Genomic DNA, 7510 nt, shown 5'->3' on the forward strand with positions numbered 1-7510 from the left:
GCTTGCTCGCGAAAAGCTCGAGAACACCGCGAGCATCCAGAATGCCCGCGTTATCGTTAACGATTTTCGCGAGCAAGCTCGCTCCTACAGGGGCTGTGTGGCGGTTGTAGTCCCGTTCGAAATTAACCAGGAGGTCTCTATGTTCGATAAAAACAATAAGCTGCGACATAGCATTTCATTGGCTGGCGTACTGGCTCTCAGCGGTTTGAGCGCTACGGCCTGGGCGGATGCGTATGAAGATGCCGCGAAAAAATGGATCGGCAGCGAGTTCAAACCGTCCACGCTCACCGACGCCCAACAGCTCGAAGAGTTGAAGTGGTTTATCAAGGCGGCGGAACCGTTCCGTGGGATGAAGATCAACGTGGTGTCGGAAACCCTCACCACCCACGAGTACGAATCCAAGGTGCTGGCCAAGGCGTTCAGCGAAATCACCGGCATCAAGCTGACCCATGACCTGCTGCAGGAAGGCGACGTGGTCGAGAAGCTGCAAACCCAGATGCAGTCCGACAAGAATATCTACGATGGCTGGGTCAACGATTCCGACTTGATCGGTACGCACTTTCGCTACGGCAAGACCGAATCCATCACCGACCTGATGGCCAACGAAGGCAAGGACTTCACCTCGCCGACCCTGGATATCAAGGACTTTATCGGCACCTCCTTCACCACCGCACCGGACGGCAAGCTCTACCAGTTGCCTGACCAGCAATTCGCCAACCTGTATTGGTTCCGTGCCGACTGGTTCGAACGTCCGGAGTTGAAAGCCAAGTTCAAGGAAAAATACGGCTATGAGCTCGGCGTGCCGGTGAACTGGTCGGCTTATGAAGACATTGCCAAATTCTTCAGCGAAGACGTCAAGGAAATCGACGGCAAGCGCATCTATGGGCACATGGACTACGGCAAGAAAGACCCGTCCCTGGGCTGGCGCTTCACCGACGCCTGGTTCTCCATGGCTGGCGGCGGCGACAAAGGCTTGCCTAACGGCTTGCCGGTGGACGAATGGGGCATTCGTGTGGAGGACTGCCACCCGGTCGGTTCCAGCGTGACCCGTGGCGGCGACACCAACGGCCCGGCCGCCGTGTTCGCCACCCAGAAATACGTGGACTGGATGAAAGCCTACGCTCCGCCGGAAGCGGCGGGCATGACCTTCTCCGAATCCGGCCCGGTGCCGTCCCAGGGCAACATCGCCCAGCAGATCTTCTGGTACACCGCGTTTACCGCCGACATGACCAAGCCGGGCCTGCCGGTGGTGAACGCCGACGGCACGCCGAAATGGCGCATGGCGCCATCGCCGGTTGGGCCTTACTGGGAAAAGGGCATGAAGAAGGGCTATCAGGACGTAGGCTCCTGGACCTTCCTCAAATCGACGCCGGAGAAACAGAAACTCGCGGCCTGGCTCTACGCCCAGTTCGTGACCTCGAAAACCGTCTCGCTGAAGAAAACCATCGTGGGTCTTACGCCGATTCGGGAGTCCGACATCAACTCCCAGGCCATGACCGACCTGGCGCCGAAACTCGGTGGCCTGGTGGAGTTCTACCGCAGCCCGGCACGGGTGGAGTGGACCCCGACCGGGACCAACGTGCCGGACTACCCACGCCTGGCGCAACTGTGGTGGAGCAACATCGCGGCCGCCGCCAGTGGCGAGAAAACCCCGCAACAGGCCCTCGACAACCTGGCCAAGGAACAGGACGCGATCATGACGCGCCTGGAACGCTCCAAGGTGCAGCCGGTGTGCGGTCCGAAAATGAACCCCGAGCGTGACGCGCAATACTGGTTCGACCAGCCGGGTGCGCCGAAGCCGAAACTGGCCAACGAGAAACCGAAAGGTGAAACGGTGGCTTACAGCGACTTGCTTAAATCGTGGGAGGCGGCGCGTAAATAAGCCTGTTCAGCTGGGAAAACGGTAAACCCTGTGGAAAGAGGCCTACCTCCTTCCACATGGTCCTGATCAGGCTGCCGCCTGTGGCTGAATGTGCAGCTCACCTTCCACGTCCTTGACCAACCCACTGGCCAGAAACAACGGTGCCAGGCGCTTGTGCAGTTGCGGCTCGACGAACTCCTTCACCGTGTCCAGTGCCAACACGCCGCTGAGCGGCAACTCGGCTTTGGTGTACGACAGCCATGCCTTCTTCAACGCCTGCAACACATCGCTACCCGCCGTGGCGGCGAAGCGGCGGTGGGTGGGTTTGCCGTCGAAGTTGAACGTGTGCTGGAAGGCGTAGCCGGTTTCATCGCCATTGGCCGCCGCGCATCGAACGCAGGTGCACGGGCCGTCGCCGAACGCGCTGTGCAGGTAGGCGTTGAAGTCCACCACGGGTTTGAGTGACAGGCGCTTATCCACCTCGAACAGGTCACCGGTCATTTTTTCGTCAGTGTTCAACGGCCATTTCCTCGCAGACATGTAGCTGTTTTTCAAAGCGCGAAACAATACCAGCCGAGCGGGGTTTTGGGGATTATTTGCATAACAATAGATCCCGATATTCTTTTCCCGTCTTAAAAATCGCCGCTACGCTCCATCACCTTCTTAAAAAGCGCGGCAGATTCCTACATGACTTTCAAGCGTTCCTCCCTGACCCTCCTGGCTGCTGCGAGCGCCTTGATCAGTCTCGGCGCCCAGGCCGAAGGCAAGATCAGCATCGCCCAGCAATTCGGTATCGGCTACCTGATCCTCGACGTGGTGCGCGACCAGCACCTGATCGAAAAACACGGCAAGGAACAGGGGCTGGACATCCAGGTGGAATGGAACAGCATTTCCGGCGCCACCGCGATGAATGAGTCGCTGCTGGCCGGTGCCCTGGATGTGGTCTCGGCGGGTGTGCCACCCATGCTCACCCTGTGGGACCGCACCAAGGGCAAGCAGAACGTCAAGGCCATCGCCTCCCTCGGTTCGATGCCCAACTACTTGCTGACCAACAATCCCAAGGTGAAGACCCTCAAGGACTTCACCGAAACAGACCGCATCGCCGTGCCTGCCGCCGGTGTAGGGTTCCAGTCGCGCACCTTGCAGATTGAGACCGCCAGGCAGTTCGGCGATGCGAACTACAAGAAGTTCGACGATATTTCCATCAGCCTGGCCCATCCCGACGCGACCGCCGCGTTGATTGCCGGTGGTTCAGAGATCAATTCGCACTTCTCCAGCCCGCCGTTCCAGTATCAGGAGTTGTTGAACCCCAACGTGCACAAGGTGCTCAGTTCCTACGACATCCTGGGCGGGCCGGCGTCGTTCAACGTGCTCTACACCACGCAGAAGTTTCACGACGAGAACCCCAAGACCTACAAGGCGTTCTATGCCGCCCTGGCCGAAGCCGAGCAGATCATCAAGGCCGACAAACCGGCCGCCGCCAAGGCGTATATCCGTGTGGAGCAGTCCAAGCTGCCGTTGGACCTGGTGGAGAAAATCGTCCAGGACCCGGAGATCGACTTCACCATCGTGCCCCAGCGCACCTTTATCTATGCCGAGAAACTCCAGGAGCTTGGCGTGTTGAAGAACAAGGCCGGGAGCTGGAAGGACTACTTCTTTGAAGAGGCCCATGGCGGCAACGGTAGCTGACCGGCCTGTGGGATGAGGCGCTGTTATTGTGGCGAGGCAGCTTGCTGCCGTCTGGCCGCGAAGCGGCCCCAGCCAGATCAGCGAAAAAACTCACCTGGAGTGGCATCAAACTGCTGGCGAAACGCAGCAATGAACGCCGACGTCGACTCATACCCACACCCCAATGCCACATCCGTGACTCGCTCGCCTCGTTCCAGGGCGGGCAGGGCGCTCAGCAGTCGCAGGCGCTGGCGCCAGGCGCGAAAGGTCAGCCCCGTGTCGCTCAGGAACAAGCGGCTGAGCGTCTTTTCGCTGACGCCCAGCTTCCCGCTCCAGTGCCCCAGTGTGGTCTGTTGCTCCGGGTGCAGGTTCAAACTGCGGTAGATCTGGCGCAGCCGTGGGTCATGGGGCAGCGGCAGCATCAAATCCACCTGCGGGGCGGCGGCGAGTTGGTCGAGCACCACCTGGGCCAGGCGTCCATCCGGGCCATCCTCGGCATACTCCACCGGCAGCTCGCTGAAGCTGCGGATCAACTCGCGCAATAAACTGCTCACCTCCAGCACCTGGCAGCGCTCGGCCGCCCAGGTGGTGACGCTGCAATCGAGGTACAAACTGCGCATTTCGGTATGCGGCGAACTGAACACGCGGTGCGGCACACCTGCGGGAATCCACACCGCGCGCTGGGGCGGAGCGACGAACCGGCCGGCACTGGTCTGGATTTCCAGCACGCCGGAAATCGCGTAGGAGAGCTGCACCCACGGATGGCTGTGCCGGCGCGTCAAGGCGCGGTTGGGCAGGGATTCGGTACGCCCATACACCGGCCGCGGCAGGCTGGACAGCCCGGGGACACTGCGGCGCACGGTTTTATTATGTCCTTTCGGCGGCATTTACTGGCTCATTGGCGTTAGTCGGTAACAAGCCGTTACGTTAGAGTCGCGGTGACGCGTTTTGCAACCCCTGGACGACTTGCTTATGACCCGCCCACGTTTTCTACCGGATAACTTCACCCTGACCCTGGTGGCCACGGTGATCATTGCTTCCCTGTTGCCCGCCACCGGGCCAACCGCCGTTGCGTTCGGCTGGGTGACCAACCTGGCCATTGCGCTGCTGTTTTTCCTGCACGGTGCCAAACTGTCACGCCAGGCCATCGTCGCCGGTGCCGGTCATTGGCGCCTGCACTTGCTGGTGTTCAGCCTGACCTTCGTGCTGTTCCCGTTGCTGGGCCTGGCGCTCAAACCGCTGCTGTCGCCACTGATCGGCAAAGACCTGTACATGGGCATGCTGTACCTCTGTGCGTTGCCGGCCACCGTGCAATCGGCGATCGCCTTTACCTCGTTGGCGCGCGGCAATATCCCGGCGGCGATTTGCAGTGCGGCGGCGTCGAGCCTGTTCGGTATCTTCCTCACGCCGTTGCTGGTGACGCTGTTGCTCAATGTCCACGGCGAGGGCGGCTCCACCGTCGACGCAATCTTGAAAATCAGCGTGCAACTGCTGCTGCCCTTTATTGCCGGGCAGGTTGCCCGGCGCTGGATCGGTGATTGGGTCGGGCGCAACAAATCCTGGCTGAAATTTGTCGATCAGGGGTCGATCCTGCTGGTGGTGTACGGCGCGTTCAGCGAAGCGGTGAATGAAGGCATCTGGCACCAGATCCCGCTGTGGGAACTGGGTGGCCTGGTGGTCGCCTGCTGCGTATTGCTGGGCCTGGTGCTGGTGGCATCGACGCTGCTGGGCAAGGCGTTCGGCTTTAATCAGGAAGACCGCATCACCATCCTGTTCTGCGGCTCGAAGAAGAGCTTGGCGACGGGCGTGCCAATGGCCCAGGTGTTGTTCGCCGGGGCGACCATGGGTGTGCTGATCCTGCCGTTGATGCTGTTCCACCAGATCCAGTTGATGGTCTGCGCGGCGTTGGCGCAGCGTTATGCCAAACGGCCGGAAAGCATTCCAGAATTGATGGGGCAAGTGGACCCGTAGGGCAGCGTCGCCTGGCTATCAGGCGATTCTTAAAGCGACGAAATTTCTCAAGTCTGCACCCGAACGGACGATGACCTTCTTAACAACCCAGAAGGAGCGTCGTCATGAACGTTATACGTTTGTCAGTGGTTACGGGCTTGCTCGCGGTATGGGCGGGGACCTGCATGGCCGCCTCCTCGGGGGTCATTCAATTTCACGGCAGCATTGTCGAGCCCGGTTGCGATTCCGCCACGCCGGGCGGCTCCACCGTGGCCTTCAATGGCTGCCCTCAGGCCATGCGCGGCAGCCGGTTCGACGTGCAGCCCGTGGGCAGCGTACAGGCGCTGGGCAATGCGACAGCCAACGTCAAGCTGGTGGCCGACAGCAGCAATGGGCGTTATTACGACCAACGGTATCTGCTGGTGGATGCGGGCGGAAAGCCGATTCAGTCGGGGGCCTACATCGTCACCATGACCGCGCCTTGATGACCCTGACGGCTTTTTGATCAGGAACATCGCCAACACACCGCCGAGAAACCTATAGAATGCTCGGCGGCGGCGCTTGTCCCGGGTGGCCGCTTGATCACCGTCAGAGTACCGCGCCAACCCATGAGCCTTTCAGCCACAACCCCCCAAGCCAACTGGCAACCGGTCATCGCCCTCGCACTGGCCGCGTTTGTGTTCAATACCACCGAATTCGTGCCCGTCGGGCTGCTCAGCGCAATCGGCACCAGCTTCGACATGCCCATCGCCAGCGTCGGGCTGATGCTCACCATCTATGCCTGGATCGTCTCGTTGACGTCATTGCCGGTGATGCTGCTGACCCGCAACGTCGAACGGCGCAAACTGCTCATCGTGCTGTTCGGGCTGTTTATCGCCAGCCATATCCTCTCCAGCGTGGCCACCAGTTTCGGCGTGCTGATGCTCAGCCGTATCGGCATCGCGTTGTCCCATGCGCTGTTCTGGTCGATCACCGCATCCCTCGCGGTGCGCCTGGCGCCGGCAGGCAAACAGGTGCAGGCGCTGGGCCTGCTCGCCACCGGCACCTCCCTGGCAATGGTGTTGGGCATTCCCCTGGGCCGCCTGCTCGGTGAAGCGATGGGCTGGCGCACCACGTTCCTGGTCATCGGCGCGTTCGCAGCGGCCCTGGTGTTCTGGCTGGCGCGCACCTTGCCGTTGTTGCCGAGCCAGAACTCCGGCTCGTTGCGTAGCCTGCCGCTGCTGTTCAAGCGCCCGGCGCTGGTGGCGCTCTACGTGCTCACCGCCATGACGGTGACGGCCCAATTCACCGCCTACAGCTACATCGAACCCTTCGTCGAAGGCGTGGCCGGCATGGGCGGCAACGCCGTCACCCTGATCCTGCTGGTGTTCGGCGGCGCCGGCATCATCGGCTCGCTGCTGTTCAGCCTGATACACCGCTTCAACCCCCATCTATTCGTGGTCGGCACGGTGTTCCTGTTGGCGGCGTGCCTGGCCTTGCTGCTGCCGTTGAGTGGCGCAGAGGCCTATCTCGTCGGCCTGAGCATATTCTGGGGCATCGCGATCATGGGCTTCGGCCTGGCCATGCAGTCCAAGGTGCTGGTGCTCGCACCGGACGCCACCGACGTGGCCATGGCAATGTTCTCCGGCATCTACAACATCGGCATCGGCGGCGGCGCCCTGATGGGCAGCTGGGTCGGCAGCCACTTCGGCTTCGCCTGGATCGGCGCCGCTGGCGGGCTGCTGGCAACCCTGGCATTGATCGGCTACTGCCTGGCCATCCGACGCTTCGGGCAGGGCGTAACGCCCACCTGAATAGCCCATACACCGCCTGCCGTGCTTCTGATCTGCTTTTGATCTGCTTTTGATCTTGCCTTTGATCTTGATCTCAGGCGCCCCGTTAAACCACGCTGGCCGAACGCAGGCTTGAATCCGTGGGTAACCCGGCAGGACGCCGGGTTAGCCGTCCTGGGCCAGGGATGGCCCATGACGGCGGCCCACGGATTCAAGCCTGTGTTCGGGCACACCGAGCCTGAGCGAGGTGCCGAGTGGT

Annotated in this window: 7 protein-coding genes; 5 read left to right on the plus strand and 2 right to left on the minus strand. The window is 61.3% G+C overall.

Translation table 11 applies throughout. The annotated features are described in order from the left end of the window. Positions 1-139 precede the first annotated feature (139 nt). Complete coding sequence (locus ACQRBT_RS20170) at positions 140-1882, plus strand: ABC transporter substrate-binding protein (RefSeq protein WP_060755590.1); 1743 nt, start codon at positions 140-142, stop codon at positions 1880-1882. 66 nt (positions 1883-1948) lie between these two features. Here the strand turns inward: ACQRBT_RS20170 and ACQRBT_RS20175 are convergent, their stop codons facing one another. After that, positions 1949-2380: a hypothetical protein gene (locus tag ACQRBT_RS20175; protein ID WP_104994097.1), complete on the minus strand. Its 432-nt coding sequence runs from the start codon at positions 2378-2380 to the stop codon at positions 1949-1951. 168 nt (positions 2381-2548) lie between these two features. Between ACQRBT_RS20175 and ACQRBT_RS20180 the strand changes: the two genes are divergently transcribed. Then, positions 2549-3550, plus strand: coding sequence for an ABC transporter substrate-binding protein (locus tag ACQRBT_RS20180; protein WP_090370346.1), 1002 nt, complete (start codon positions 2549-2551; stop codon positions 3548-3550). A 77-nt stretch (positions 3551-3627) separates the two neighbouring features. On the opposite strand, the gene ACQRBT_RS20185 is transcribed toward ACQRBT_RS20180, so the two are convergent. Further along, positions 3628-4416, minus strand: coding sequence for an AraC family transcriptional regulator (locus tag ACQRBT_RS20185; protein ID WP_412047283.1), 789 nt, complete (start codon positions 4414-4416; stop codon positions 3628-3630). Positions 4417-4501: 85 nt separating this feature from the next. On the opposite strand from ACQRBT_RS20185, the gene ACQRBT_RS20190 reads away from it, so the two are divergent. The 3 genes from ACQRBT_RS20190 (at position 4502) to ACQRBT_RS20200 (ending at position 7272) form a co-directional block, all read left to right on the plus strand. After that, positions 4502-5500, plus strand: a complete 999-nt coding sequence (locus ACQRBT_RS20190) for a bile acid:sodium symporter family protein (protein ID WP_198762405.1) — start codon at positions 4502-4504, stop codon at positions 5498-5500. Positions 5501-5604: 104 nt separating this feature from the next. Beyond that, a complete protein-coding gene (locus ACQRBT_RS20195) occupies positions 5605-5964 on the plus strand; it encodes a hypothetical protein (protein WP_060755585.1) in 360 nt (119 codons plus the stop codon). A gap of 123 nt (positions 5965-6087) precedes the next feature. Then, positions 6088-7272, plus strand: coding sequence for a sugar transporter (locus ACQRBT_RS20200; RefSeq protein ID WP_104994094.1), 1185 nt, complete (start codon positions 6088-6090; stop codon positions 7270-7272). Positions 7273-7510 lie beyond the last annotated feature (238 nt).

This window comes from Pseudomonas sp. R19M, from assembly GCF_050312585.1.
Classification (GTDB): domain Bacteria; phylum Pseudomonadota; class Gammaproteobacteria; order Pseudomonadales; family Pseudomonadaceae; genus Aquipseudomonas; species Aquipseudomonas palleroniana.

Coding starts and splice junctions, on each gene's coding strand:
- ACQRBT_RS20170 (WP_060755590.1), top strand. CDS start 140: ATGTTCGATAAAAACAATAAGCTGCGACATAGCATTTCATTGGCTGGC.
- ACQRBT_RS20180 (WP_090370346.1), top strand. CDS start 2,549: ATGACTTTCAAGCGTTCCTCCCTGACCCTCCTGGCTGCTGCGAGCGCC.
- ACQRBT_RS20185 (WP_412047283.1), bottom strand. CDS start 4,416: ATGCCGCCGAAAGGACATAATAAAACCGTGCGCCGCAGTGTCCCCGGG.
- ACQRBT_RS20190 (WP_198762405.1), top strand. CDS start 4,502: ATGACCCGCCCACGTTTTCTACCGGATAACTTCACCCTGACCCTGGTG.
- ACQRBT_RS20195 (WP_060755585.1), top strand. CDS start 5,605: ATGAACGTTATACGTTTGTCAGTGGTTACGGGCTTGCTCGCGGTATGG.
- ACQRBT_RS20200 (WP_104994094.1), top strand. CDS start 6,088: ATGAGCCTTTCAGCCACAACCCCCCAAGCCAACTGGCAACCGGTCATC.